The 25,297-nt window shown below is 65.9% G+C and carries 25 protein-coding genes; 12 read left to right on the plus strand and 13 right to left on the minus strand.

What is annotated here, in order from left to right; genetic code table 11:
• Positions 1-596: 596 nt before the first annotated feature.
• The 11 genes from miaB to Q4S45_RS16805 all read left to right on the plus strand — a co-directional run bounded on the left by miaB (position 597) and on the right by Q4S45_RS16805 (position 12,808).
• Positions 597-1,958 carry a tRNA (N6-isopentenyl adenosine(37)-C2)-methylthiotransferase MiaB gene (gene miaB / locus Q4S45_RS16755; protein WP_305506190.1) on the plus strand — a complete coding sequence of 454 codons (1,362 nt, stop codon included), beginning with the start codon at positions 597-599 and terminating at the stop codon, positions 1,956-1,958.
• On the plus strand, positions 1,955-3,001 hold the full coding sequence (locus Q4S45_RS16760; protein WP_305506192.1) for a PhoH family protein: 1,047 nt from the start codon (positions 1,955-1,957) through the stop codon (positions 2,999-3,001). The genes miaB and Q4S45_RS16760 overlap by 4 nt, the downstream gene beginning before the upstream one ends.
• The gene (gene ybeY, locus Q4S45_RS16765) at positions 2,985-3,449 is read left to right on the plus strand and encodes an rRNA maturation RNase YbeY (protein ID WP_305506194.1); all 465 of its coding nucleotides are present in this window, start codon (positions 2,985-2,987) and stop codon (positions 3,447-3,449) included. Before Q4S45_RS16760 ends, ybeY begins: the two co-directional genes overlap by 17 nt.
• 165 nt (positions 3,450-3,614) lie before the next feature.
• Positions 3,615-4,817 carry an FAD-binding oxidoreductase gene (locus Q4S45_RS16770; RefSeq protein ID WP_305506195.1) on the plus strand — a complete coding sequence of 401 codons (1,203 nt, stop codon included), beginning with the start codon at positions 3,615-3,617 and terminating at the stop codon, positions 4,815-4,817.
• A 136-nt stretch (positions 4,818-4,953) separates the two neighbouring features.
• Positions 4,954-5,832, plus strand: a complete 879-nt coding sequence (locus Q4S45_RS16775; protein ID WP_305506196.1) for an HlyC/CorC family transporter — start codon at positions 4,954-4,956, stop codon at positions 5,830-5,832.
• Entirely contained in the window at positions 5,832-7,388 is a 1,557-nt protein-coding gene (gene lnt, locus Q4S45_RS16780) for an apolipoprotein N-acyltransferase (RefSeq protein WP_305506198.1), read from the plus strand. Before Q4S45_RS16775 ends, lnt begins: the two co-directional genes overlap by 1 nt.
• A gap of 104 nt (positions 7,389-7,492) precedes the next feature.
• Positions 7,493-8,422: a glycine--tRNA ligase subunit alpha gene (glyQ, locus tag Q4S45_RS16785; protein WP_305506200.1), complete on the plus strand. Its 930-nt coding sequence runs from the start codon at positions 7,493-7,495 to the stop codon at positions 8,420-8,422.
• 25 nt (positions 8,423-8,447) lie between these two features.
• The gene (glyS, locus tag Q4S45_RS16790) at positions 8,448-10,535 is read left to right on the plus strand and encodes a glycine--tRNA ligase subunit beta (RefSeq protein WP_305506202.1); all 2,088 of its coding nucleotides are present in this window, start codon (positions 8,448-8,450) and stop codon (positions 10,533-10,535) included.
• Positions 10,536-10,550: 15 nt separating this feature from the next.
• Positions 10,551-11,105, plus strand: coding sequence for a D-glycero-beta-D-manno-heptose 1,7-bisphosphate 7-phosphatase (gmhB, locus tag Q4S45_RS16795; protein ID WP_305506203.1), 555 nt, complete (start codon positions 10,551-10,553; stop codon positions 11,103-11,105).
• Between the two features lie 21 nt (positions 11,106-11,126).
• Complete coding sequence (locus Q4S45_RS16800) at positions 11,127-11,867, plus strand: 1-acyl-sn-glycerol-3-phosphate acyltransferase (protein ID WP_305506205.1); 741 nt, start codon at positions 11,127-11,129, stop codon at positions 11,865-11,867.
• 44 nt (positions 11,868-11,911) lie between these two features.
• Positions 11,912-12,808 (plus strand): M48 family metallopeptidase, encoded by an 897-nt coding sequence (locus Q4S45_RS16805; protein WP_305506207.1) that lies wholly within the window; start codon positions 11,912-11,914, stop codon positions 12,806-12,808.
• Positions 12,809-12,815: 7 nt separating this feature from the next.
• On the opposite strand, the gene Q4S45_RS16810 is transcribed toward Q4S45_RS16805, so the two are convergent.
• The 7 genes from Q4S45_RS16810 to rfbC form a co-directional block, all read right to left on the minus strand.
• Complete coding sequence (locus Q4S45_RS16810; RefSeq protein ID WP_305506209.1) at positions 12,816-13,361, minus strand: YcxB family protein; 546 nt, start codon at positions 13,359-13,361, stop codon at positions 12,816-12,818.
• Between the two features lie 53 nt (positions 13,362-13,414).
• Complete coding sequence (waaA, locus tag Q4S45_RS16815) at positions 13,415-14,683, minus strand: lipid IV(A) 3-deoxy-D-manno-octulosonic acid transferase (protein ID WP_305506211.1); 1,269 nt, start codon at positions 14,681-14,683, stop codon at positions 13,415-13,417.
• Positions 14,680-15,660, minus strand: a complete 981-nt coding sequence (gene waaC, locus Q4S45_RS16820; RefSeq protein WP_305506213.1) for a lipopolysaccharide heptosyltransferase I — start codon at positions 15,658-15,660, stop codon at positions 14,680-14,682. The genes waaA and waaC overlap by 4 nt, the downstream gene beginning before the upstream one ends.
• Before the next feature lie 13 nt (positions 15,661-15,673).
• Positions 15,674-17,053: a phosphomannomutase/phosphoglucomutase gene (locus Q4S45_RS16825; protein WP_305506215.1), complete on the minus strand. Its 1,380-nt coding sequence runs from the start codon at positions 17,051-17,053 to the stop codon at positions 15,674-15,676.
• A gap of 184 nt (positions 17,054-17,237) precedes the next feature.
• A complete protein-coding gene (locus tag Q4S45_RS16830) occupies positions 17,238-17,546 on the minus strand; it encodes an H-NS histone family protein (protein ID WP_305512133.1) in 309 nt (102 codons plus the stop codon).
• A gap of 83 nt (positions 17,547-17,629) precedes the next feature.
• The gene (locus tag Q4S45_RS16835) at positions 17,630-18,724 is read right to left on the minus strand and encodes a glycosyltransferase (RefSeq protein ID WP_305506217.1); all 1,095 of its coding nucleotides are present in this window, start codon (positions 18,722-18,724) and stop codon (positions 17,630-17,632) included.
• A 149-nt stretch (positions 18,725-18,873) separates the two neighbouring features.
• On the minus strand, positions 18,874-19,419 hold the full coding sequence (gene rfbC, locus Q4S45_RS16840; protein WP_305506219.1) for a dTDP-4-dehydrorhamnose 3,5-epimerase: 546 nt from the start codon (positions 19,417-19,419) through the stop codon (positions 18,874-18,876).
• 118 nt (positions 19,420-19,537) lie between these two features.
• Between rfbC and Q4S45_RS16845 the strand changes: the two genes are divergently transcribed.
• Positions 19,538-20,389, plus strand: coding sequence for a symmetrical bis(5'-nucleosyl)-tetraphosphatase (locus Q4S45_RS16845; RefSeq protein ID WP_305506221.1), 852 nt, complete (start codon positions 19,538-19,540; stop codon positions 20,387-20,389).
• On the opposite strand, the gene Q4S45_RS16850 is transcribed toward Q4S45_RS16845, so the two are convergent.
• The 6 genes from Q4S45_RS16850 to Q4S45_RS16875 form a co-directional block, all read right to left on the minus strand.
• Positions 20,386-21,111 (minus strand): 1-acyl-sn-glycerol-3-phosphate acyltransferase, encoded by a 726-nt coding sequence (locus Q4S45_RS16850; protein ID WP_305506223.1) that lies wholly within the window; start codon positions 21,109-21,111, stop codon positions 20,386-20,388. The genes Q4S45_RS16845 and Q4S45_RS16850 overlap by 4 nt on opposite strands.
• A 283-nt stretch (positions 21,112-21,394) precedes the next feature.
• Positions 21,395-22,678 (minus strand): dihydroorotase, encoded by a 1,284-nt coding sequence (locus Q4S45_RS16855; protein WP_305506225.1) that lies wholly within the window; start codon positions 22,676-22,678, stop codon positions 21,395-21,397.
• Positions 22,675-23,640: an aspartate carbamoyltransferase catalytic subunit gene (locus tag Q4S45_RS16860; protein WP_305506227.1), complete on the minus strand. Its 966-nt coding sequence runs from the start codon at positions 23,638-23,640 to the stop codon at positions 22,675-22,677. The genes Q4S45_RS16855 and Q4S45_RS16860 overlap by 4 nt, the downstream gene beginning before the upstream one ends.
• A complete protein-coding gene (gene pyrR / locus Q4S45_RS16865) occupies positions 23,633-24,151 on the minus strand; it encodes a bifunctional pyr operon transcriptional regulator/uracil phosphoribosyltransferase PyrR (RefSeq protein WP_305506229.1) in 519 nt (172 codons plus the stop codon). The genes Q4S45_RS16860 and pyrR overlap by 8 nt, the downstream gene beginning before the upstream one ends.
• On the minus strand, positions 24,135-24,530 hold the full coding sequence (gene ruvX / locus Q4S45_RS16870) for a Holliday junction resolvase RuvX (protein ID WP_305506231.1): 396 nt from the start codon (positions 24,528-24,530) through the stop codon (positions 24,135-24,137). The genes pyrR and ruvX overlap by 17 nt, the downstream gene beginning before the upstream one ends.
• Entirely contained in the window at positions 24,530-25,189 is a 660-nt protein-coding gene (locus Q4S45_RS16875; RefSeq protein ID WP_305506233.1) for a YqgE/AlgH family protein, read from the minus strand. Before Q4S45_RS16875 ends, ruvX begins: the two co-directional genes overlap by 1 nt.
• Positions 25,190-25,297 lie beyond the last annotated feature (108 nt).

Genomic DNA, 25,297 nt, shown 5'->3' on the forward strand with positions numbered 1-25,297 from the left:
TGGTTGAAATAATTTCTGCTACGAACATTGTTTAAGACTATCTTTCGTCTACGTAAGTTCCCGGAAAACGGTGAAAGCCTGTCACGACAGACGCCTTCCCCGGGCCGATTGCGCATCGCGCTACTCGCTCCCCGCCGAACTTGTAAAACAAACAAATTATCAGACTCATACGCCATCAGTACATCCGACCTGAGCAACGTTCACCTTGTTTGAAATCAAGCTATCGTGCGGAAAACTTGTCACATCGTCATTTCACCACAGGGAAATAATTTGTGGCGCACGCAAGAGATTTCTTCTATTCAGTTTGCGCTTCAGCATCCCTGTGGAACTCATTGATTTACAACAGGAAATAACTCGGGCGCTATCAAACAGGGGTTAATATTTACGCCCGGAAATGGCTAATATCATTTACTTAAATCAATATCCTTAATTTAAGTTTGCACCACTTTATTTCTCGAACTCATGAAGTTCCTGTAAATAGTGTTTCTAAACGTTAGCGAAAACGCCATGCGCTGGCGTTCGTCCCGCGCCCGCGATTTGCGGTAAACTGACAAGCCGCGTTGTCATAGCGTCAGCACAGATCAGAAAACCCCTCCATGCAGAAAAAAGTATTCATCAAGACCTTCGGCTGCCAGATGAACGAGTACGACTCGGACAAGATGGCCGACGTGCTCGGCGCCTCGGACGGCCTCGTACGCACCGACACGCCGGAGGACGCCGACGTAATCCTCCTGAATACCTGCTCGGTGCGCGAGAAGGCCCAGGAAAAAGTGTTTTCCGACCTCGGGCGCCTGCGTGAACTCAAGCGCGACAAGCCGGGCCTGCTGATCGGCGTGGGCGGCTGCGTCGCCTCGCAGGAGGGCGAGGCGATCGTCAAGCGCGCGCCGTACGTGGACATGGTGTTCGGCCCGCAGACCCTGCACCGCCTGCCGCAGATGATGCGCGAGCGGCGCGCCAGCGGCGCCTCCCAGGTCGACATCAGCTTCCCCGAAATCGAAAAATTCGACCACCTGCCGCCGGCCCGCACCGAAGGCGCCTCGGCCTTCGTATCGATCATGGAAGGCTGCAGCAAGTACTGCAGCTACTGCGTGGTGCCCTACACCCGCGGCGAGGAAGTGTCGCGCCGCTTCGACGACGTGCTGGCCGAGGTGGCCGGCCTGGCCGCGCAGGGCGTGCGCGAGATCACCCTGCTCGGCCAGAACGTCAATGCCTTCCGCGGCGAGATGGAAGGCGGCGAGATGGCCGACTTCGCCCTGCTGCTCGAATACGTGGCCGAAATTCCCGGCGTCGAACGGATCCGCTTCGTCACCAGCCACCCGAAGGAATTCACCCAGCGCCTGATCGACGCCTACGCCAAGATCCCGCAGCTGGTCGACCACCTCTACCTGCCGGCCCAGCATGGCGCCGACAGGGTGCTGGGCGCCATGAAGCGCGGCTACACCGCGCTCGAATACAAGTCCATCATCCGGCGCATCCGCGCGGTGCGCCCGAACATGTCGATCTCGTCGGACTTCATCGTCGGCTTCCCCGGCGAGACCGACGCCGACTTCGAGGCGATGATGAAGCTGATCGACGATGTCGGCTTCGACACCAGCTACAGCTTCATCTTCAGCAAGCGCCCCGGCACGCCGGCCGCGAACCTGGCCGACGACACGCCGCACGAGGTCAAGCTGGCGCGCCTTCAGCGCCTGCAGGCCGCGATCGACGCCAACACCCGCAAATTTTCGGCGGCGATGGTCGGCACCGTGCAGCGCATCCTGGTCGAAGGCGCGTCCAAAAAAGACGCCGGCGAGCTGCAGGGCCGCACCGAGAACAACCGCGTGGTCAACTTCGCCGCCGGCGCGCAGTTCGAAGCCCTGGTGGGCAAGATGGCCGACGTGCGCATCACCGAAAGCTTTAACTACACCTTGCGCGGCGAATTGGTCGCCAGCGCCGACATGATCGCGAAAGCCAGTTGAAAACCAAGACCCCGATCCAGCCCTCGTACTTCATTCCCGAGCCGCTCGATAACACCCGCCTGGCGCACCTGTGCGGGCCGCTCGACGAGAACCTGCGCCAGATTTCGGCCGCGCTCGACGTCACCATCTTCCGCCGCGGCGAGAAATTCATCGTCAGCGGCAGCAACGCCGACCGCGCCGTCGAGATCCTCGAGCGCTTCTACGCGGTGGCCAACAAGATCGTGCCGATCGAGGAAGTCCAGCTCGCGCTGGTGGAGCAGCGCTCCGGCCTGACGCCGGCCCTGACCAGCCCGGACCCCGATCCCGAACATCCGGACCTGAGCGAGCACACCACGCCGGTGCTGAAAACCCGCCGATCCGACCTGCGCGGGCGCACCCCGCACCAGATCGCCTACCTGCGCGCCATCCTCGAACACGACATCGCGTTCGGCGTGGGGCCGGCCGGAACCGGCAAGACCTACCTGGCCGTCGCCTGCGCGGTCGATGCGCTCGAGCGCGACGCGGTCAAGCGCATCGTCCTCACCCGCCCCGCCGTCGAAGCGGGCGAGCGGCTCGGCTTCCTGCCCGGCGACATGGCCTCCAAGGTCGATCCCTACCTGCGCCCGCTGTACGATGCGCTGTACGACCTGCTCGGCTTCGACCGCACCCAGAAGATGTTCGAGAAACAGGTGATCGAGATCGCTCCGCTGGCCTACATGCGCGGGCGCACGCTGAATCACGCCTTCGTCATCCTCGACGAAGCGCAGAACACCACGGTCGAACAGATGAAGATGTTCCTGACCCGGATCGGTTTCGGCAGCAAGGCCGTGATCACCGGCGACGTCACCCAGGTGGATCTGCACAGGACCCAGCAGAGCGGCCTGATCGACGCCGTCCACGTGCTCAAGGACGTGCGCGGCATCGCCTTCACCCAGTTCTCCAGCGCCGACGTGGTGCGCCATCCGCTCGTCGCGCGCATCGTCGACGCCTATGAATCCGCGGCCTCGATCCAGGAACTGGTCGCGCTGCCCAAACCGGCTGCCCGCAATGTCCGAAAAAAATAAACTCTCGCTGTCGGTCCAGTACCCCGACGCCCGGCTCGAAGCCACCGTCACGCGCGCCAAGCTGCGGCGCTGGGTGCAGGCCGCCCTGCTCGGGCCGGCCGAACTGACCTTGCGCTTCGTCGACGCCGACGAAGGCCGCGCGCTGAACCGCGACTACCGCGCCAAGGACTACGCCACCAACGTGCTGACCTTCGCCTATAACGAAGGGGAGGAAATCGGCGAGGACGAGCCGACCCGCGCCGACATCATCCTGTGCACCGACGTGCTCGAACGCGAGGCGGCCGAGCAGAAAAAGACGGTCGAGGAGCACGCCGCCCACCTGGTGGTCCACGGCGTGCTGCACGCGCAGGGCTACGACCACGAGCACGACGAGGAAGCGGACGAAATGGAGCAGTTCGAGCGCGACATCCTCGAGTCGCTGGGTTTCCCCGACCCGTACGCCGACTAGCGCGCCGGGGTCTGGTCCCGCGGACCTGACCCCATCTTCCGAATTCCCGTCACATTTGTTGCACTCAGTTACGTCTCATATGTACGTAAACGCACCGTAGCGCACGCCCCCAATCCGGTCCAATGGCTCTTCATAAAACAAGAACCAGAAGACAGGAGCGTGCTTATGCAAACAACACAAGAACCGAGCTCGCTGTGGCTGGACACGGCCAGCATCCCAGGCTTTGCGCCGCTTGACGGCGCCGCCCGCGCCGATGTCTGCGTGATCGGCGCCGGCATCGCCGGCCTGACCACCGCCTACATGCTGCTGCGCGAGGGTAAATCGGTCGTCGTGATCGACAGCGCCGGCGTGGGCACCGGCGAAACCGGGCGCAGCGCCGCGCACATGTTCCCGCCCGACGAACGCTTCGCCCGGCTCGAACGCACGCTCGGCACTGGCAATACGGCCCTGCTGGCCGACAGCTACCGCCGCGCCACCGACTGCGTCGAGTCGATCGTGCGCGCCGAGCAGATCGACTGCGAGTTCGAGCGCCTCGACGGCTACCTGTTCAACCCGCACGGCAAATGGGACGCCACGCTCGAATCCGAATACCGCGTCACCTCGCGCCTGGGCATCGACGTGCGCCGCCTCGAACGGGTGCCCGGCCTGCCGTTCGACACCGGCCCGTGCCTGCGCTTCGCCCGCCAGGCCCAGTTCCATCCGCTGAAATACCTGGCCGGGCTGGCGCGCGCCATCGTCAGCCTGGGTGGGCGCATCCACGGCGGCACGCGCGCGCTGTCGATCGAAAGCGGCGCCACCGGGCAGTCGGTCGGCACCGCCCACGGCGACGTCCATGCCGGCGCGGTCGTCATCGCCACCAACACGCCGTTCGACCCGCGCTTTGCGCCGCGCGAGCGCCAGCAGGCGTACCAGAGCTACGTGATCGGCCTGCGCGTGCCGAAGGACGCCTTGCCGCGCGCGCTGCTGTGGGACAGCGGCAATCCGTACTATTACGTCCGCCTGGCCGCGGCGGCGCCGGGCGCCGCGCACGAACTGCTGGTCGTCGGCGGGCAGGATCACGCCAGCGGCGACGGCATCGATCCGCAGCGCCGCTACGCCGAAATCGAAGCGTGGGCGCGTGCCCGCTTTCCTGCCGCCGGCCAGGTCGAATACCGGTGGTCGGGCCGCGTCATGGAGCCGCACGACGGCATCGCCATGCTCGGCCACTACCCGGCCGGCCAGGCCAACGTCTACATCATCACCGGCGACTCGGGCAATGGCATGACCTACTGCACGGCGGGGGCGATCCTGGTGACCGACCAGATCCTCGGCCGCGCCAACCGCTGGAGCGAGCTGTTTTCACCGGCTCGGGCATCGTTGCAGCGCTGACGGTGGCGACAACCCCGTGTCAGTTCCGCCGGACCTGACCCCGGACCTTGGTCCGCGGCGGCGCACCTGCTCAAAAATCAGGCATTTGCCGTTTTAGTGTATCCTACGCCAATCGCAACAACGGCTCACGCCAACTATGCCAGAGCACCCTACGGACGTCCGCACGGACGCCAAACCCCACCGGTCACTGTTTGAACGACTGACCGCACTGATCTCCCCCGAGCCCGAAAATCGCGACGAGCTGCTCGAAGTGCTGCACGACGCACACGAGCGCAACCTGATCGACGCCGACGCGCTGTCGATGATCGAGGGCGTGTTCCAGGTGTCGGACCTGTCCGCGCGCGACATCATGGTCCCGCGCTCGCAGATGGACGTCATCGACATCGGCAAGCCGATAGAAGAATGGATGCCCAGCGTGCTGGCCACGGCCCACTCGCGCTTCCCCGCCATCGAGGGCGAGCGCGACAAGGTCGTCGGCATCCTGCTGGCCAAGGACCTGCTGCGCTACTACGCCGAAGAATCGTTCGACGTGCGCGACATGCTGCGCCCCGCCATCTTCATCCCCGAATCGAAACGCCTGAACGTGCTGCTGCGCGACTTCCGCGCCAACCATAACCACATGGCCATCGTGGTGGACGAATACAGCGGCGTGGCCGGCCTGATCACCATTGAGGACGTGCTGGAGCAGATCGTCGGCGACATCGAGGACGAATACGACTTCGACGAGGAAGAAGACAACGTCCTGTCGATCAAGGAAGGCCACCATGGTCCGCGCTGGCGCGTCAAGGCGCTGACCGAACTCGATCAGTTCAACGAGGAACTCGGTTCGTCGCTGGTGGACGAAGACGTCGACACCATCGGCGGCCTGGTCGCCAATCACCTTGGCCGCATGCCGCACAAGGGTGAATCGTTCGACATCGACAACCTGCGCTTCGAAGTGCTGCGCGCCGACGCGCGCCAGATCCACGTGCTGCTGGTCGAGCGCCTGCCGCTGGCCGAGGACGAACACGACTGATGCTGCGCCGTCCTCGCGCAGCCCCGACCTACGCCGGCGCCACGCCGCGCGGCACCGCCTGGCCGATGCTGTTCGCGGCCATCGCCGGCGGCCTGTCGCTGTTCACCTTCGCCCCGTTCGGCTCCTGGCCGCTGCAGTTTCCCCTTCTCGCCTTCGTGTTCTACCAAGTGGGCATGGACACCTCGGTGCGCCGCGCCGGCTGGATCGGCTGGGCCTTCGGCCTGGGCTGGTCGGTGGCCGGCATGCACTGGCTGTACATCGCGATGAACCGCTTCGGCGGCCTGGCCGCGCCGCTGGCCGCCCTCGCCATCCTGCTGCTGGGCGCCTACATGGGATTGTTCGCCTCGTTCGCGATGGCCTGCGCGGCCTGGCTGCGGCGCCGCTGGTCGCTGCCGGTGGCCAGCTTCCTGCTGCTGGTGCTGCCGGTGACCTGGGGCCTGTCCGAATGGATGCGCGGCTGGGTGTTTACCGGCTTCCCGTGGGCTTCGTCCGGCTACGCCCACCATAACAGCCCGCTGTCGGGCTATGCGCCGATCGTCGGCGTGTACGGCATCGGCGTGCTGGTCGCGCTGTGTTCCGGCTGCCTGGCGATGCTGACCCAGCGCGGACGCTGGCCGGCCATCGGCCTGCTCGCCGCGATCATGGCGGCCGGCTTCGGCCTGAAACAGATCGAGTGGACCCGCCCGCACGGCGGCCTGCTGACGGTGCGCCTGTTGCAGGGCAACGTGCCGCAGGGCGAGAAATTCGAGGCGCCCTACATTCGGAAGGCGCTCGACCTGTACCGCGACATGATCACCGCCGCGCCGGCCGACCTGATCGCCACGCCGGAAACGGCGGTCGTGCTGTTCCCGCAGCAGCTGCCGCCCGACTACCTGCCGGGCCTGGCGAAGTTCGCGCGCGACACCGGCAGCAGCCTGCTGTACGGGATCCCGCTGATGGACAGCCCGAGCCATTTCTCCAACAGCGTGGCGGGAATCGGCGCCGACGGCCAGGCCTACCGCTTCGACAAGCACCACCTGGTGCCGTTCGGCGAATTCGTCCCGCAAGGCTTCCACTGGTTCGTGCAGATGATGCAGATCCCGCTGGGCGACTTCACCAGCGGACCGGCCGTGCAGGCGCCGTTCGCCGTCAAGGACCAGCGCGTGCTGCCGAACGTGTGCTACGAAGACGCGTTCGGCGAGGAGATCGCCGATCAACTGCGATCGTCGCCTCAGCCGGCCACGATCCTGCTCAACTCCTCGAACCTGGCCTGGTACGGCGAGTCGGTGGCGATTCCGCAGCACCTGCAGATTTCGCGCATGCGCTCGATGGAGACCGGGCGCCCGATGCTGCGCGCGACCAACAGCGGCGCCACCGCCGTGATCGATGCGCGCGGCAAGGTGCTGGCCGTGCTGCCGCCCTACCAGCGCGGCGTGCTGTCGGCGCGCGTGCAGGGCATGGAAGGCATGACCCCGTACATTCGCTTCGGCAATTATTTATTCCTGGCGCTGGGCGCGCTGGCGCTCGCGGCGGCGTGGTTTTCCGGACGGACGTTCCGGAAAGCGGCGGCGCCGTGATGTTTTGCCATTTCCGTTCCCAGCCGTCCCGCAAAACCCGCTAAAATTGGTCGTTTAGCAAATTCACCTACTGCTCGCGCCTTCGCGCGCGGCTCCACGCCACGATGCTCACATTCCAACAAATTATCCTGACCTTGCAAACCTACTGGGACAAGCAAGGTTGCGCCCTGCTCCAGCCTTACGACATGGAAGTCGGCGCCGGCACTTTCCACACCGGCACCTTCCTGCGCGCGATCGGCCCGGAGCACTGGCGCGCCGCCTACGTGCAGCCGTCGCGCCGCCCGAAGGATGGCCGCTACGGCGAGAATCCGAACCGCCTGCAGCACTACTACCAGTACCAGGTGGTGCTCAAGCCGGCGCCGGAAAACATCCTCGACCTGTACCTCGGATCGCTGGAAGCGCTGGGCCTGGACCTCAAACAAAATGACGTGCGCTTCGTCGAGGACGACTGGGAAAGCCCGACCCTTGGCGCCTGGGGCCTGGGCTGGGAAGTGTGGCTGAACGGGATGGAAGTGACCCAGTTCACCTACTTCCAGCAGGTCGGCGGCCTCGATTGCAAGCCGGTGCTGGGCGAGATCACCTACGGCATCGAGCGCCTGGCGATGTACCTGCAGGGCGTCGAGAACGTGTACGACCTGGTGTGGACCGAGTGGGAAGAAAAGGGGGCGGCCGGCGAACCGGTCAAGAAGACGCTGTCCTACGGCGACGTCTATCACCAGAATGAAGTCGAGCAGTCCACCTACAACTTCGAGCACGCCAACACCGAGCTGCTGTTCGCGCAATTCGCGAACCACGAATCGGAAGCGAAGCGCCTGATCGAACTGGCGCTGACGCTGCCGGCCTACGAGCAGATCATGAAGGCCTCGCACAGCTTCAACATGCTCGATGCGCGCGGCGCCATCTCGGTGACCGAACGCGCCGCCTACATCGGCCGCGTGCGCACCCTGTCGCGCCTGGTCGCGCAGGCCTACTACGACTCGCGCGAAAAGCTGGGATTCCCGATGGCGCCGCGCGCCTCGCAGGAAACCGCCTGAGCCACCGACATATAAGAACAGAACCATGAACCAGACATTACTCGTCGAACTGCTGACCGAAGAACTGCCGCCGAAGGCGCTCGTCAAACTGGGCGGCGCTTTCGCCGCCGGCATCGAGCAGGGCCTCAAATCGCGCGACTTCCTCGACGCCGGAAGCGTCGCCACCGCCTTCGCCACGCCGCGCCGCCTGGCCGTTTCCATCACCAACGTGCGCGCCGCCTCGCCCGACAAATCGATCCGCGAAAAAGTGCTGCCGGTGTCGGTGGCGCTGGACGCCGACGGCAATCCGACCGCGCCGCTGGCCAAGAAGCTGGCCGCGATGGGCCGCGCCGACGTCACCGTGGCGCAGCTCGAGCGCGCCGCCGACGGCAAGGCCGAGAGCTTCTTCTACACCTACACCGCCGCAGGCAGCGCGCTGGCGACCGGCCTGCAGGCCGCGCTCGATGAGGCGCTGGGCAAGCTGCCGATCCCGAAACTGATGTCCTATCAGCGTCCCGACGGCGCCACCGTGCAGTTCGTGCGCCCGGCCCATTCGCTGATCGCGCTGCACGGCGAACAGATCGTGCCCCTGACCGCACTGGGCCTGGCGGCCGGCCGCACCACGCTGGGCCACCGCTTCCTGTCGAACGGCCAGCCGATCTCGATTTCGCACCCGGTCAACTACGCCGGCATGCTGGAAAACGAAGGCAAGGTCATCGCCAACACCGCGCAGCGCAAGGACGCGATCCGCGCCGCGCTGCTGGAAAAAGCCGGCGCCGACCAGGTGCTGATGCCAGAGTCGCTGCTCGACGAGGTGGCCGCGCTGGTCGAATGGCCGGTGGTCTACGAATGCCGCTTCGAAGACGAGTTCCTGGCCGTGCCGCAGGAATGCCTGATCCTGACCATGCAGACCAACCAGAAGTATTTTGCGCTGACCGACACGGCCGGCAAGCTGCGCTCGCGCTTCCTGATCGTCTCGAACATCGCCACCGACACGCCCGAGGCCATCGTCGGCGGCAACGAGCGCGTGGTGCGCCCGCGCCTGTCCGACGCCAAGTTCTTCTTCGAGCAGGACAAGAAGAAGTCGCTCGAATCGCGCCTGCCGCTGCTGGCCAACGTGGTCTACCACAACAAGCTGGGAACCCAGGCCGAGCGCACCGAGCGCGTCACCCGCCTGGCCGGCGCCATTGCCAAGCGCCTCGGCTACGACATGCTGCTGGCCGAGCGCGGCGCGATGCTGGCCAAGGCCGACCTGCTGACCGACATGGTCGGCGAATTCCCCGAGCTGCAAGGCATCATGGGCGCCTACTACGCGCGCCACGACGGCGAGCACGAGGAAGTCGCGCTGGCCGCGTCCGAGCACTACCAGCCGCGCTTCGCCGGAGACGCGCTGCCTTCGACCGCCACCGGCACCGCCGTGGCGCTGGCCGACAAGCTCGAAACCCTGGTCGGCATCTGGTCGATCGGCCTGGCGCCGACCGGCGACAAGGACCCGTTCGCGCTGCGCCGCCACGCCCTGGGCGTGCTGCGCATGATGCTGGAAAAGCGGCTGCCGCTGTCGATCAGCGAGCTGCTGGCCGACGCCGCATCGGTGTTCGACTACCGCAAGGAGTTCAAGGATCCATCGGCTGACGTGAAGGGCTTCATCATCGACCGCCTGCGCGGCATCCTGCGCGAGCGCGGCTTCTCGGCCAACGAGGTCGAAGCGGTGCTGGCGCAGGACCCGGACCGCCTGGATGACATCGTGCAGCGCCTGGAAGCCGTCAAGGCCTTCGCCGAGATGCCCGAAAGCGCCTCGCTGGCCGCGGCCAACAAGCGCATCACCAACATCCTGAAGAAGGCCGAAGGCGCCATCGGCACCGTCAACGAGAGCCTGCTCCAGGAAGACGCCGAGAAGAAGCTCGCCGCCAGCGTGGCGCGCGTGCGTCCGGAAGTCGATGCGGCGTTCGCGCGCGGCGACTTCACCGGCACCCTGAAAACGCTGTCGCAGCTGCGCGACGACGTGGACGGCTTCTTCAACGACGTGATGGTCAATGCCGAAGACCCGGCGCTGCGCAACAACCGCCTGGCGCTGCTGTCCCAGCTGCACGGCATGATGAACCGGGTGGCCGACATTTCGAAGCTGGCGGTTTAACGGAGCCCACACGCCATGAAACTGATCATCCTGGACCGCGACGGCGTCATCAACCACGACTCGCCGGACTTCATCAAGTCGCCGGCCGAGTGGATTCCCATTCCTGGCTCGCTCGAAGCGATCGCGCGCCTGAACCAGGCCGGCTATCGCGTGGTGATCGCGTCGAACCAGTCGGGCATCGCGCGCGAACTGTTCGACATGAACATCCTCAATTCGATCCACCAGAAGCTGCACGCCAGTGCGCAGACGGTGGGCGCGACGATCGATGCGATCTTCTTCTGCCCGCACGCGGCGATCGACAACTGCGACTGCCGCAAGCCGAAGTCGGGCATGTTCGAGGAGATCGCCAAGCGTTTCAAGATCAGCCTGCGCGGCGTGCCGACGGTGGGCGACTCGCTGCGCGACCTGCAATCGGGCTTCAAGTGCGGCTGCACGCCCTACCTGGTCTTGACCGGCAAGGGCCAGAAAACCTTCGAGACCGGCGGCCTGCCGCCTGGCACCGAGGTGTTTCCGGACCTCGCGGCGATGGTCAATACGCTGCTCAAAAACCCGCTTCCCGCACCAAACTGATAGCCCACCCGGAGACTGATTTTGCGTAATCTCGGCCTGTTCCTGCGTTCCCTGCTGTTCACCGTCGTCATGGTGGTCGCCACCGTGATCTGGGTCTGCGTCTGCCTGCTGGCCGCGCCGCTGCCTTACAACAAGCGCTACTGGGTGACCTCGCGCTGGAACGTGTTCGTCATCTGGTGCGCCAAAGTCATTTGCGGCATCCACTACCGCTTCAAGGGCTACGAGAACCTGCCGGACGCGCCGGCCATCGTGCTGTCGAAGCACCAGTCGGCATGGGAGACGATCTTCCTGCTGCCCAGCCTCACCCGCCCCCTGGTGTACGTCTTCAAGAAGGAGATTTTGTATATTCCCTTCTTCGGCTGGGGCATGGCGCTGCTGCGCATGATCCCGATCGACCGCAGCCAGGGCAAGAACGCGTTCAAGCAAGTGGTCGCCCAGGGCAAGCGTCGGCTGGCCGACGGCCAATGGATTATCATGTTCCCCGAAGGGACGCGCATCCCGGTGGGGCAGGCCGGAAAATACAAGAGCGGCGGCACCCGGCTGGCGGTGGAAACAGGTGCGGTGGTGGTCCCGATCGCGCATAATTCAGGTGAATGCTGGCCCAAGAACTCGTTCCTGAAACGTCCCGGTGTGATCACCGTCTCGATCGGCAAGCCGATTGCGCCGGACAATCACACTCCCGACAGCATGATGCAAGAGGTAGAAAATTGGATAGAGTCAGAAATGCGCGTCATTTCGCCCCACGCCTACAGCGCTGGCTGAGCGGGGTCGGCGACTTAATCCGGGCCAATGCGCCGAAGCAGGACATGAAGTCGCCGGGCATCGACGGCCAGCTCGAGCTGTTCGCGCAGGATTTCTTCGCGGCGCTTGAGCCTTCCGCGCCGCCTTCCCCGCCGCGCGCGCTGTTCAAGGCGCCGCCGGCGCCTCCGCGCATCACCCTTCCCACCCCGCCCCGCGCTCCGGACGCGCCGCCGCTGCGCCGCATCCTGCTCGGCTCCCAAACCATCGACTACTCGTTGCGCCGGTCATCGCGCCGCTCGATCGGATTCATGATCGACGACGACGGCCTGCGCGTGACCGCGCCCCGGCGCGTCACCCTGGCCGAAATCGACAACGCCATCCGCGCCAAGCAGCGCTGGATCCTGACCAAGCTGCAGGAACGCGGCGAACGGCGCGCGCTGCGCCAGCAAAAGCCGCCGGTGCAATGGGTCGACGGCGCCGAGCTGCCGTTCATGGGCGCCGAGATCGTGCTGCGCCTGGAACCGGCCGCGCGCAGCCATTGCCGCTTCAATGAGGAAGCGCGCGAGTTGTGCGTCGGCGTGGCGCCGGGCCTGTCGGAGTGGCAGCTGCAGCAGCGCGTGCGGATCTGGCTGCAGGACGAAGCGAAGCGGGTGTTTGCCGAGCGGCTCGACCTGTATGCGGCGCGGCTGGGAGTGACCTATACGTCGATGACGCTGTCGTCGGCCGGCACGCGCTGGGGCTCCTGCTCGGTGGAAGGCAGCATCCGCCTGAACTGGCGCCTGATCCACTATGCACTGCCGCTGATCGATTACGTGGTGGCGCACGAACTGGCGCACCTGTTGGAAATGAACCACAGCGCACGCTTCTGGGCCGCGGTCGAATCGGTGTATCCGGACTATGACGGCGCCAAGGCGGCGCTGCGCAAGCGTTCGCAGGAACTGCCGGTCATCTTCCCGGACTGACCAGCCCCTACTGCGCCGCCTTTACCCAGGCCGCATACGCGCCGAGGTGGTCCGACTGCGCGCGGTCGAGGCAGCGCTCGGGGATCGGCAAGGTGCCGCGCCGCAGCACCATCAGGCGCCCGCGCGCGTAGCTGCGAATCGCCGACACATCTTCCCATCCGATCAGCGTTACTCCCCCAGGACCCGTACGCACGATGCCGTGGCGGTCGATGGTGAATGCGTAGGTGTGGCGCGAACGGCCCTGCATCACGAAATGGAAGGCGGCCGACCAGGTGCTCTTGACCAGCATGTACCAGCTCGTCGGGGCGCGGATGCGGCGCCGGCGGATCAGGTTGCGCCCGTGATGCCACATGAAGCTGACGTATTCCGACAAGCAGTAACGCACCGAGAACTCCAGCGGCTCCAGCTGTTCTTCATCGATTTTATGCAAGGTGGGTATAGCGGGAGGCGAGGCGTTGATCGAGTGCGTCGTCGGCGGATCGATGTGCTGCTTTACCAGGACGGCTACCGGCTTGCGGCTGCCGACCGGCTTCGGATGATTGAACCACAACATGCGAACCCCGTCTGTCCGGAAGGATCGGACCTGAAAAAACACATGGTATCAAATTAGTAAATATGACGTCGCAACAGTTCAACCGTGCGCGCCGTCGCGCCGCGATGGCGGTTGGCGAACGCCGCGGCGCGCTGGCCCATCGCGGCGCGCGCGGCGCCGTCATCCAGCAGCGTTGACGCCTGCAGCAGCATGTCGCCGGCATCGCGCACGCGCCGGGCGGCGCCCGCCTCCACCGCCTCGTCGCTGATCTGGGCGAAATTGAACGTGTGCTCGCCGATCAGCACCGGCTTGCCCAGCGCGCAGGCCTCGATCAGGTTCTGGCCGCCCAGCGGCAGCAGGCTGCCACCGATGAAGGCGCAGTCGCTGGCGGCGAAATAGGCGAACATCTCGCCCATCGAGTCGCCCAGCATCACCTGGACGTCCGCATCCACCGAGCCGTCCCCGGAGCGGCGCGCCAGCGCCAAGCCGCGCGCCTGGGCCATCTTCGCCACGTCGTCGAAGCGCTGCGGGTGGCGCGGCACGATCAGCAGCAGCATGCCGGCCGGGCGCGCATCCATGCGCAGGAAAGCGTCGAGGATCAGCGCCTCCTCGCCGTCGCGCGTGCTGGCGCACAGCAGCACCGGCCGCGCACCGATACGCCCGCGCAGCGCAGCGCCGGCGTCCACCGCGGCGGGCGGCACCACCACGTCGAACTTGATGCTGCCGGTGACTTCGACGTTCGGCACGCCGAGCGAACGCACACGGCGCGCATCGTCCTCGGTCTGCGCGGCGACCAGCGTGATCGCGCGCGCCGCGTCGGTCATCAGCTTGCCGAAGCGGCCGGCGCGCCGCAGCGAGCGCTCCGACAGGCGCGCGTTGACCAGGGCGACCGGCACGCCGCGCTTCGCGCACACTGCGATCAGGTTCGGCCACACCTCGGTCTCCATCAGGATGCAGATGCGCGGCGTGAAGTGGCGCATGAAGCGCAACACCATCGGCGCCAGGTCGTACGGCAGGTAGGACTGCTGGAAACGGATGCCGTGGCGCGCGAACAGCGCGGCGCCAGTGGCGCGGCCGGTCGGCGTCATGTGGGTCATCAGGATGCGGCTTTCGGGATAGGCCGCCATCAGCGCGTCCACCAGCGGCTCGGCGGCGCGCGTCTCGCCCACCGACACCGCGTGGATCCAGATGGTATGCCAGCCGGCGCCCTGGTCGCCGTAGTGGCCCAGCCGCTCGCCCAGGTGTTTGCGGTAGCCGGGCTCGCGCAGGCCGCGCCACCACAGGCGTCCCAGCACCAGCGGCAGCGCCAGGCGCCACAGCAGCGAATACGTCGAACGGTTCATGCGGCGCCGATCAGGCGCGCGCAGGCGCTGGCCACGTCGTCCACCGACGGCGGTTGCCCCTTGTCGCCCAGGTTGATGATGCGCGGCGACCAGTTGCCTTCGGTCTTCCACTTCGGCGAGTCGCAATACAGCTCGATGGTCGGGCGCAGGAAGGCCGCGGCGATGTGCGTCAGGCCGGTGTCGACGCCGATCGCCAGCGCCGCATTACGCGCCAGCGTCACCGCTTCCATCATCGACAGCTTCGGCAGCACGATCGCGTTCGGCATGCCGTCGGCGATCAGTTCGGCCTCGCGCTTTTCGTCTTCCGAGCCCCACGCCAGCAGCACCGGCATCGGCGCCAGCGCGCGGCCGGTGGCGATCCAGTTCGCGGCCGGCCATTTCTTGGCGGCGCGCGCGGTGCCGTGGAAGAACACCGCGTACGGCGCCTCCGGCATCCAGTGCGGGCGCTGCGACTGGTCGGGGCCCGGCAGTCCGAAGTCGGGCGGTGTATCGACCCCATAGCCGAGCGCCGCGCCGGCCACCAGGCGCCCGCGCGCCACCGCGTGGGTGCGCGGGTCGAGCGCGATGCTGTCGGTGTGGAAGATGCGCGAGATGCCCTCGTAGCCGGAGCCTTCGCTGCCGTTGGCCAGGCCGACCTTGCGCCCGCCCGGCGCCAGCCGCGCGGCGCCCATGATCACGCCGGTCTTCAGCAGCCCCTGGGTGTCGAACACGTAGTCGTAGCGTTCGGCGCGCAGGGCGCGGAAGAAGGCGGCGATTTCGGCGCGCGTCGCTTTCGAGCCAAGGCTCTTGCGCCAGCGCCGCAGCGCGAACGGAATGATGTTGCGGACGTGGGGATTGAGGCGCACGAGGCTGACGTAGCCCTCTTCCACCACCCAGTCGATCGTCGCGCCGGGATGGCGGCGCAGGATATCGGCCACCATGGGCAGATTGTGCAGGACATCGCCCAGCGACGACACGCGTACCAGCAGGATCTTCAAGAGCGGCCTTGCATCAGAATGGAAGCTTCGCGTCCGGCCGGACGGCCAGGATCGCGCGCTGGAATTGGGCCTGGATGCGCGCCAGCGCGGCCGGGGTCTCGGCCTCGAAGCGCATCGCCACCACCGGCGTGGTGTTCGACGAGCGCGCCAGGCCGAAGCCGTCGGCGTACTCGACGCGCAGGCCGTCGATCGTGATGATGCGCTCGCTGCCGGCGAACGGGTCGCGGCGCAACTGGTCGATCAGGGCGACATTCTCGCCTTCGGCCAGTTGCAGGTGCAGCTCCGGCGTGCTGTCCGACTGCGGCAGCGCGTTGAGCAGCGCCGAAGGGTCGGCCACGCGGGTCAGCAGCTCGAGCAGGCGCGCGCCGGCATACAGGCCGTCGTCGAAACCGTACCAGCGGTCGGAGAAGAAGATATGGCCGCTCATTTCGCCGCCCAGCGGGGCGCCGGTTTCGCGCAGCCTGGCCTTGATCAGCGAGTGGCCGGTCTGGCACATCAGCGGCTCGCCGCCGTGGCTGGCGATCCACGGCGCCAGGTGGCGCGTGCATTTGACGTCGTACAGGATCTGCGCGCCCGGATGGCGGGTCAGCACGTCCGCCGCGAACAGCATCAGCTGGCGGTCCGGATAGATGATCTGGCCGTCCTTGGCGACAACGCCGAGACGGTCGCCGTCGCCGTCGAAGGCGATGCCGAATTCCGCGTCGCCGGAGCGCAGGCATTCGATCAGGTCCCGCAGGTTCTCGGGATGGGCCGGATCCGGGTGGTGGTTGGGGAAGCGGCCGTCGACCTCGCAGAACAGTTCGATCACTTCGCAGCCCATGGCGCGAAACAGGTCGCCGGCGAAGGCGCCGGCCACGCCGTTGCCGCAGTCGACCGCGATCTTGATCGGGCGCGCGATCTTCACGTCGCCGATGATGCGGGCGAGGTACGCGTCGCGGATGTCATGGGTGGCGTAGCCGCCCTGCCGCGCCGCCACCTGGCCGTCATGGACGGCGATGTCGCGGTACAGCGCGGTGATGGTCTCGCCGTGGATCGCTTCCCCGGCCAGCACCATCTTGAAACCGTTGTAGTCGGGCGGGTTGTGGCTGCCCGTGACCATGACGCCGGAGGTCGCGCCGGTCACACTGGTGGCGAAGTAGAGCATCGGGGTCGCCACCACGCCCAGGTCGGTTACGTCGACGCCGGCCGCCTGCAGGCCCTGCACCAGCGCGCCGGCCAGTTCCGGCCCGGACAGGCGGCCGTCGCGCCCGATCACCACCTTGCGCTCGCCCTTCGCCAGCACGGCCCGGCCGAACGCCTGGCCGACCTGGCGCGCCACGCCGGCGTCGAGGGTCTTGCCGATCACGCCGCGAATGTCGTACGCCTTGAATATCGATGTTGAAAGCGCCACCATGAATTATTTACCTTGCGCGAAACGGGCCGGATCGGGGAATTGCGCGCACCATCCTGGAGAAAGGAGCGGCGGCGACGGGAATGTGGGGGGTATTGTAGCGGCAAGCGGGGTGCTTGGGAAATGCGCACCCGCGGATCTCGCCGCTATCGGGCGGAAAACCGGAAATACCGGTTTTCCGGGAGAATCACACGCGCAGCTTGTCGATCGATTTGCCGCCTTCGACCCATTCCTTGACCCATTTAGGCTGGCGGCCGCGGCCGGTCCATTGTTGCGACGCATTATCCGGATGGCGGAAACGCACCGCGACGGTTCCGGTCTTGGCGCGCACGCCGGCGCCGATCAGGTCCTTCAATGGTACGCCGACGCTTTGGGCGATTGCCAGGATCTGCTCGCGCGCTTTGGCCACTTCCTGGTGCTCGCGCTTTTTCATTTCCTGCTTGATCTGGTCTTGCAGATTACGCAAATCGCCGACCGACATATTTGACAGATCCATCATCGTTCCTTAAGAGTTGGGTTTAAACGCCATTAGCAAAAATCTCACCAATTGTCGCAATATACTACAACCACATTTAAATGCTAGTCCTTCTTGCTCCAAATGAGCCAGCGCGGCGACTTGAATCGAACAATACGCGCATACAGCCATACGTAGGTGACGATAAACAATAAACAGAACGCTATCAGGACTTCGGTATGTCGCCAGAATACCGTGGCCGGAATTACCGCCATCAGCGATAGCATCCATAAATAAGGCGAGGTCAGGGCGTTTCGCCGCACCAGCGCGCGCCCTTCCTTCCGGCCCACCGCCCATTGCACCACGCGCCGGAAAATCAGGCTATGCAGGTGAATACCGTCGGGCATCGCGGGCGAGGTGCCGCGCACAAACATGCGGCGATAAGCGGAAAATACCGTTTCGAATGCCGGATAAATCAGCAGCAATACCGCGTACCACGTCGATACCTGCGGATTGCGCACCACCAGCAGCAGCGCCAGCTCGCCCAGCACGAAGCCGAGGAAGTAGGCGCCGCCGTCGCCGAGGAATATCAGTCCGACCGGATAATTCCAGATCAGGAAACCGGCGGTGGCGCCGGCCACGATCAGCGCGGTGACCACCACGAAAACATCGCCCACCTGCGCCGCGACATAGGCGAGCGACATCAGCATGCAAATGGTGACCACGCTGGCCAGTCCGTTAAACCCGTCGATGATATTGACGGCATTTGCAATTCCCGCCACCGCCAGCACCGTCAGCGGCAATATCAGCCAGGCGTGGCGCAGCTGCCAGGAGCCGAAAGGAATATCGATACGGTCGAGCCTGGCGTCTATCAGGTAATACGCCAGCAGCGCCGCCGCCATGGTTAATAGCAGGCGCCGGGCCGCACTCACTTTGCCGGTATAGTCTTCCGCTATTCCACCCATAAAGGCGATTGAGGAACACAGCAGCAGGGATAACAGCGGATTCGCCAGCGCCGTTACCCGCCAGATCGAAATGGCGGCGCCGCACAAAACCGCTATAAAAATTGGAATACCGCCAATTCGCGCCACCTTATGCGCGTGGACTTTCTGTACCGCGGCGAAATCCGAATCGAGCGCACGCCCATGCAAACGCACCTGCTTGATCACGAACAGGGTCAACAGGGCCGAAAAAAAGAAGCTGACGAGAAAAGAAAACATTTATTTTTCTATAAAATCCGGCATGCGCCGCGCGGCATTGCGGGGTGCGTCATTGCGCCGCCCTTATTCGGAAACCCGTTTCGGTTTTATCGGTGGCGCACGCAGGCGCGTCCGCCATTTCCACGTCGGGCGCCAATGCGGCGCATTCTTTACGAGAATACTTCGGCGTCCGCCAGCAGCGTTCCACGGCTGTCCTTGGCCGACACGATCGGCTCGCCCGTCAGCGGCCAGTCGATCGCCAGCGCCGGATCGCTCCACAGGATCGAGCGTTCGTATTCGGGCGCCCAGTAATCGGTGCTCTTGTACTGGCATTCGGCGCTGTCGCTGGTGACGACGAAGCCGTGCGCGAAACCGGGCGGAACCCAGATCTGGCGCCGGTTTTCGGCCGACAGCTCGACGCCGACCCAGCGCCCGAAAAACGGCGACGCCGCGCGCAGGTCGAGCACCACGTCGAACACCGTTCCGGCGGTAACGCGCACCAGTTTCCCCTGCGGCTGGCTGATCTGGTAGTGCAGTCCGCGCAATACGCCCCTGGCCGATTTCGAGTGATTGTCCTGAACGAAATTGACGCGCTGGCCGGTGATTTCCTCGAACCGGCGCGCATTGAAGCTTTCGAAGAAGAAGCCGCGCTGGTCGCCGTACACCTGGGGATCCAGCACCAGCACTTCGGGGATTGCGGTCGGAGTGACTTTCATGGGATTGACCTTGTAGAGTAAAACGCGGCCGAGCTTTCCGCGCATTGCTGATCGTGCATGTGACGAAAACCCAATTCTATGTGAAACTTGCGCCCCACCGTCATTAATTCGCCGCCCCATGAAAACCTATGCCATCGGCGACCTGCAAGGTTGCATGCACGAAGCCCAGCTCCTGCTCGACCGGATCGCTCTCGACGCCGGCGGCGACTGCGCGATCGTGTTCGTCGGCGACCTGGTCAACCGCGGCCCCGCCTCGCTCGACGCGCTGCGCAAGGTTGCGGCGCTGTGCGAAAGCAGCGGAGGACGCATCGAGGCGGTGCTCGGCAATCACGACCTGCACCTGCTGGCGGTGGCCTGCGGCGCGCAGAAGGCGTCGAAGTCGGACACCTTCGACGAGATCCTCGCCGCGCCCGACCGCGATGCGCTGATGGACTGGCTGCGGCGCCGTCCGCTGGCGGTGATGGCCGGCCAGCACCTGCTGTTCCATGCCGGCGTGCTGCCGCAGTGGACGGCCGGCCAGGCGATGGCGCTGGCGGCGGAAGTGCAGGCCGTGCTGCGCGGCCCGGACTGGCGCGACTTCCTCGGCCAGATGTACGGCAACCAGCCGGACCGCTGGGACGACAGCCTGGCGGGCGTGGCGCGCTGGCGCTGCATCGTCAACGCATTCACGCGCATGCGTTTTTGCACGCCCGACGGCGTGATGGTGTTCGGCCACAAGGAGAATGCGGGCGCGCCGGAAGGCTCGGGCCTGCTGCCGTGGTTCGAGCTGCCGGGCCGACGCACGTTGGACGTCACGGTGGTGTTCGGCCACTGGTCCGCGCTCGGGCTGCTGCTGCGCGATGACGTGATTGGGCTCGACAGCGGCTGCGTGTGGGGCGGGAAGCTCTCCGCCGTCTGCCTGGAGAACCGCGCGCTGCTGCAGGTCGATTGCCCCGAGTACCAGCAGCACGCCGGCAAAGAGAAAGGCTAGCGCGCCAGCGCCCGCGCCACCGCCTGCTGCGCACTGTCGGCAAGCTCGCGCCGGTGCGCGCCGCGCGCGTCGAGCGGCGCCAGGCATTCCAGCCGCGCGCAAATGGGCGGCCCCGAAAGGATCGCCATCATGCTGGCGGCGAAGCTCATGTCGCCGGTGAAGTCCACCGTCGGATGCAGCCCGCCGGCGTCATCGACGTACGCGATTGCGTACGGCTGCACCATCACCTTGGCGTCGATCGCCGCTTCGAACAGGTTGGCGTGGAACGGCAGGATCCCGCCCTGCGCCGCGGTGGTCCCCTCCGGGAAGAACGCCACCCGCTCGCCCTGCTGCAGGCTGGTGACGATGCCCTTGAAGGTGTGGCGCAGGTCGCGCCGGCTGCCGCGCGCGATGAACACCGTGCCGGCCTGCGCGACCAGCCATCCCAGCACCGGCCACGAACGGATCTCGGCCTTGGCGACGAAGCGGCATGGCTGCAGCGAATTGATGACGAAGATGTCGAGCCAGGAGACATGGTTGGCGACCACCAGCGCGTGCTCGAGCGCTTCGCCCTGCTGCTCGACGGTCACGCCGCAGATGGCCAGCAGGCGGCGCGACCAGCGACGGATCTGCGCGTCGCGGCGCACGGCGCCGGCGAACGGAAACACCAGCGCGCAGATGGTGAGGCCCTGGAACAAATGGAGGAAGACGCGGAACAGGCGGAAGGCGGACTGGATATTCAAATGACACCAATGGATGACGGCTGGTGCAGTCATCGCGCTGCGCAGCAGCAGGATTTTACCGTCATGCGCGGCGCCGCGCGACCAAAACAGCCGCGCGGCGCCTGCGACTGTGGTGTTTTTGCGGTCGGGGTTGGAATTTGCGCCGTCGTACCTGCGAAGGCAGGTACCCATAGTGAGCGCGCTTTTCCACGACTGCATGCTCGGCATGGATACCCGCCTGCGCGGGTATGACGGTCTAAAGGTCAACGGGCCTTTGTGCGACGCCCACTTGACTCCTCAAGCATCAGCGCAGCTTGCGCTCCCACGCCACCTGGCCGGCCACGATGGTGGCCATCACCTGCCCTGCCAGCTCGTAGCCGGCGAACGGCGTGTGCTTGCCCTGGCTGGCCAGCGCCTGGCGCTCGACCTTCCAGCGCGCCGCCGGATCGAACAGCACCACGTCCGCCAAGGCGCCCACGTCGAGCCGGCCGGCCGCCAGGCCCGCTACCCGCGCGGCGTCGCAGGTTACCTTGGACAGCGCCAGCGGCAGCGCGCCGCCATGGTCGTCGGCCCACTTCAGCGTCAGCGACAGCAGCAGTTCCAGCCCGGTGGCGCCGGGCGAGGCTTCGCCGAACGGCAGCAGTTTCTCGTCGTCGTCCACCGGCGTGTGGTCCGAGCAGACCGCGTCGATCAGCCCGTCGGCCAGGCCCGCGCGGATCGCGTCGCGGTCGCGCTGGCTGCGAAACGGCGGCGTCACGCGCGCGTTCGAATCGAAGAAGCCGATGTCGGCGTCGGTCATGTGGATGTGGTGCACGCCGACGTCGCAGGTGACGGGCAGCCCTTCCTTCTTGGCCGCGCGCACCAGTTCGAGGCCGGCGGCGGACGACATGCGGCACAGGTGCACGCGCGCGCCGGTGGCCCGCACCAGTTCGAAGATGGTGTGCAGCGCGATCGTCTCGGACATCACCGGCACGCCGGCCAGGCCCAGGCGCGAGGCCAGCGGACCGCTGTGGGCGATGCCGCCGCGGCCGATGTGCGCGTCCTGCGGGCGCAGCCAGACGGTGTAGTTGAAGGTCTTGGCATACTGCAGCGCGCGCAGCAGCACCGTGGTGTCCTCGATCGGCTCCTCGGCCTGCGCGAAGCCGATGCAGCCGGCCTCCGTCAGTTCGGCCATCTCGGTCAGCGCCTGGCCCTTCAGGCCCATCGTCAGCGCGCCCAGCGGATGCACGTGGGCCTGGTTCAGGCCGCGCGCGCGGTGCTTGAGCATTTCGACAAGGCCCGGTTCGTCCAGCACCGGATCGGTGTCGGGCGGGCACACCAGGGAGGTCACGCCGCCCTGCATCGCCGCCTGCATTTCGGACTCCAGGGTGGCCTTGTATTCGTAGCCGGGCTCGCGCAGGCGCGCCGACAGGTCCACCAGGCCGGGCGCCACCACCAGGCCGGCGGCGTCGATCGTGTGGTCGGCAATGAAGCCGGCCGGCGCGTCGCCGACGGCGGCCACTTTGCCGTCGTCGATAAACAGGTCGCGCTTTGCGTCGATTTTATTTGCCGGGTCGATCAGCCGCCCGTTCTTGATATGCAGTTTCATCCGTGGGTTCCCGCCAAAATGCTCATTACCGCCATCCGCACCGCGATGCCGAAGGTCACCTGCGGCAGGATCACCGCCTGCGCGCCGTCGGCCACCGCCGAATCGATTTCGACGCCGCGGTTCATCGGCCCCGGGTGCATCACGATCGCGTCCGGCTTGGCCAGCGCCAGGCGCTCGGGCGTCAGGCCGTAGCTCTTGAAGTACTCCTGCGCCGAGGGCAGCAGCGCGCCGCTCATGCGCTCGCTCTGCAGGCGCAGCATGATGATCACGTCGACGCCCTTCAGGCCTTCGTCCATGTCGGTAAACACGCGCACGCCCATCTGATCGAGGCCGCCCGGCAGCAGGGTGTGCGGGCCGATCGCGCGCACTTCCGGCACGCCCAGCGTGGTCAGGGCGTGGATGTCCGAGCGCGCCACCCGGCTGTGCAGGATGTCGCCGACGATCGCCACCGTCAGGTTGGTGAAGTCCTTCTTGTAGTGGCGAATCGTGTACATGTCGAGCAGGCCCTGGGTCGGGTGCGCGTGGCGGCCGTCGCCGGCGTTGACCACGTGGACGTGGCTCTGCTTCGTGTCGATCAGGTGCTTGGCGATCAGGTAGGGCGCGCCCGACTGCGCGTGGCGCACCACGAACATATCGGCGTGCATCGCCGCCAGGTTGTCGATGGTGTCGAGCAGCGACTCGCCCTTGCTGGCCGAGGAGGCCGAGATGTTCAGGTTGATCACGTCGGCCGACAGGCGCTTCGACGCAATCTCGAAGGTGGTGCGGGTGCGGGTCGAGTTTTCGAAGAACAGATTGAATACGCTCTTGCCGCGCATCAGGGGCACCTTCTTGACCTCGCGGTCGGAGATGCCGACGAAGGACGAAGCGGTGTCGAGGATGTGGTTGACGATCGCCTTGGGCAATCCTTCGATGGTGAGCAGGTGCTGCAGTTCGCCGTGTTTGTTCAGTTGCGGATTAAGCATGGTCGTCTTCAATGGTGAGCGAAAGAGTTCCGTCGGCGGCGCGCTGCAGCGCCAGCGACTGCTGCGGCTCAAGCGGCACGTGGGCGGCGACGAAATCGGCCGCCACCGGCAGTTCGCGTCCGCCGCGGTCGGCCAGCGCCGCGAGCATGATGCGCGCCGGGCGCCCGTAGTCGAACAGCACGTTGATCGCCGCGCGCGTGGTGCGCCCGGTGAACAGCACGTCGTCGACCAGCATGATGGTGGCGCGATCGACGTTGAAGCCGATCTGGGTCGGCTTGACATCCGGGTGCAGGCCCTTCTTCGCGTAGTCGTCGCGGTAGAACGAAACGTCGATGAAGCCGAGGCGCGCCTGCAGGCCCAGGTCCGCGGCCAGCCGCTCGGCCAGCCAGGCGCCGCCCGAATGGATGCCGACGATGGCCACGTCGGCCACGCCGGACAGGCCGGCCTTCACCTGTCCGAGCAGGTCGCGATACAGCGCCTCGGCGTCGAATGCTTTAGTAGTTGTTGGCATGGTCGTCAAAGTATTGTTGCAAAATGATTGCGGCGGCTTTCGCGTCGATGACTTCGCCGCGCTTCGCCTGGATCACGGCCGAGGAATAGCGCTCGTCGACCAGTTCCACCGGCAGGTTGAAGCGGCCGTGCAGCTGGTTGGCGAAGCGCCGGCAGCGCAGCGTCATCTCGTGCTCGGCGCCGTCCGGATGGCGCGGTTCGCCCACCACCAGGCGCGCCGGCTTCCATTCGGCGACCAGCGCGCCGATCTGGGCGAAGCGGGTGGCGTTGTCGATCGCCTTGACGACGGACAGCGGCTGCGCCTGCCCGGTCAGGGTGTTCCCCATGGCGATGCCGATACGCTTGATGCCGAAGTCGAAGCCGAAAACGATTTCCACCATCAGGCGTGGCCGGCCTCGAGCGCGAGCATCATCGGATCGATGCCGAGCAGTTTGATGGCGGCGGTATAGCGCTCCTCGACCGGCAGGTCGAACAGCACGTGGGCGTCGGCGCCCACCGTCAGCCAGCCGTTGCGGCCGATCTCCTCTTCCAGCTGGCCCGGGCTCCAGCCCGAGTAGCCGATCGACACCAGCATGCGCTGCGGGCCGTCGCCGGCGGCGACCGCCTCAAGCACGTCGATCGAGGTGGTGAACGCGACTTCGTCGGTGACGGTCAGCGAGGACGAGTAGCGCGCGCCGGGCGTGTGCAGCACGAAGCCGCGGTCGTCCTGCACCGGGCCGCCGAACATGATCGGCTCGTTGACGACGGTGGTGCGCAGGCCGTCGGACAGTTTCAGGTCGATCCGCTCGAACAGGATCTCCATCGTCATGTCGGTCGGCTTGTTGATGACGACGCCGAGCACGCCGTTGTCGTTGTGCTCGCAGATGTAGACGACGGTGCCGCCGAAAACGGGATCCTGCATCGACGGCATGGCGATCAGGAAGTGGTTGGCCAGGTTGAAAGCGGAAGAAGAAGGCGCGATGGTGCTGCCCAGTTCGCCGTCATGATCGCGTGGCAGCCCCGGCATCGATAGCGTTTGGTCAACCTTGCTCTTCTTCATACGCGTCACTTTCTCCCGGCTTGCTTTCTGTATTGCCTGCTAGTATCCGGATTACAAGTTCGGACTTTTCAATAGTTTACACTGATTTGCGCCTGTGGCCATTTGAAG

This window comes from Massilia sp. R2A-15 (genome assembly GCF_030704305.1).
Lineage (GTDB): Bacteria > Pseudomonadota > Gammaproteobacteria > Burkholderiales > Burkholderiaceae_D > JAFCUW01.